Origin of the sequence: Bacillus sp. SRB3LM (assembly GCF_015712745.1) — a bacterium.
Lineage (GTDB): Bacteria > Bacillota > Bacilli > Bacillales > Bacillaceae_G > Bacillus_A > Bacillus_A thuringiensis_K.
The window spans coordinates 1-1,240 of record NZ_VWVQ01000009.1; the positions used below are offsets into that span (position 1 = coordinate 1).

The window sequence follows — 1,240 nt, forward strand, 5'->3', positions numbered from 1 at the left end:
ATTCGGTATCAATCCGCAGCTTCGGTGGTGTATTTAGCCCCGGTACATTTTCGGCGCAGAGTCACTCGACTAGTGAGCTATTACGCACTCTTTAAATGGTGGCTGCTTCTAAGCCAACATCCTAGTTGTCTAAGCAACTCCACATCCTTTTCCACTTAATACACACTTTGGGACCTTAGCTGGCGGTCTGGGCTGTTTCCCTTTTGACTACGGATCTTATCACTCGCAGTCTGACTCCTAAGGATAAGTCATTGGCATTCGGAGTTTGACTGAATTCGGTAATCCGATGAGGACCCCTAGTCCAATCAGTGCTCTACCTCCAAGACTCTTACACTTAAGGCTAGCCCTAAAGCTATTTCGGGGAGAACCAGCTATCTCCAGGTTCGATTGGAATTTCTCCGCTACCCACACCTCATCCCCGCACTTTTCAACGTGCGTGGGTTCGGGCCTCCATTCAGTGTTACCTGAACTTCACCCTGGACATGGGTAGATCACCTGGTTTCGGGTCTACGACCACGTACTAAACGCCCTATTCAGACTCGCTTTCGCTGCGGCTCCGCCTCTTCAGCTTAACCTCGCACGGGATCGTAACTCGCCGGTTCATTCTACAAAAGGCACGCCATCACCCGTTAACGGGCTCTGACTATTTGTAGGCACACGGTTTCAGGATCTCTTTCACTCCCCTTCCGGGGTGCTTTTCACCTTTCCCTCACGGTACTGGTTCACTATCGATCACTAGGGAGTATTTAGCCTTGGGAGATGGTCCTCCCAGATTCCGACGGAATTTCACGTGTTCCGCCGTACTCAGGATACATTCAAGAGAGAACGAAGTTTCGACTACGGGGTTGTTACCCTCTACGACGGACCTTTCCAGGTCGCTTCGTCTACCTCGTTCCTTTGTAACTCCGTATAGAATGTCCTACAACCCCAAGAGGCAAGCCTCTTGGTTTGGGCTATGTTCCGTTTCGCTCGCCGCTACTCAGGAAATCGCATTTGCTTTCTCTTCCTCCAGGTACTTAGATGTTTCAGTTCCCTGGGTCTGTCTTCCTTACCCTATGTATTCAGATAAGGATACCATACCATTACGTATGGTGGGTTTCCCCATTCGGAAATCTTCGGATCAAAGCTTACTTACAGCTCCCCGAAGCATATCGGCGTTAGTCCCGTCCTTCATCGACTCCTAGTGTCAAGGCATCCACCGTGCGCCCTTTCTAACTTAACCAAACTAAAAATTAAAAAA

The 1,240-nt window shown here is 49.5% G+C and carries 1 rRNA gene; it reads right to left on the reverse strand.

Going from position 1 to position 1,240, the window contains the following annotated elements:
• Nucleotides 1-1,222 (reverse strand): 23S ribosomal RNA (locus F3I02_RS10525); the annotation flags it as partial.
• Nucleotides 1,223-1,240: the final 18 nt, after the last annotated feature.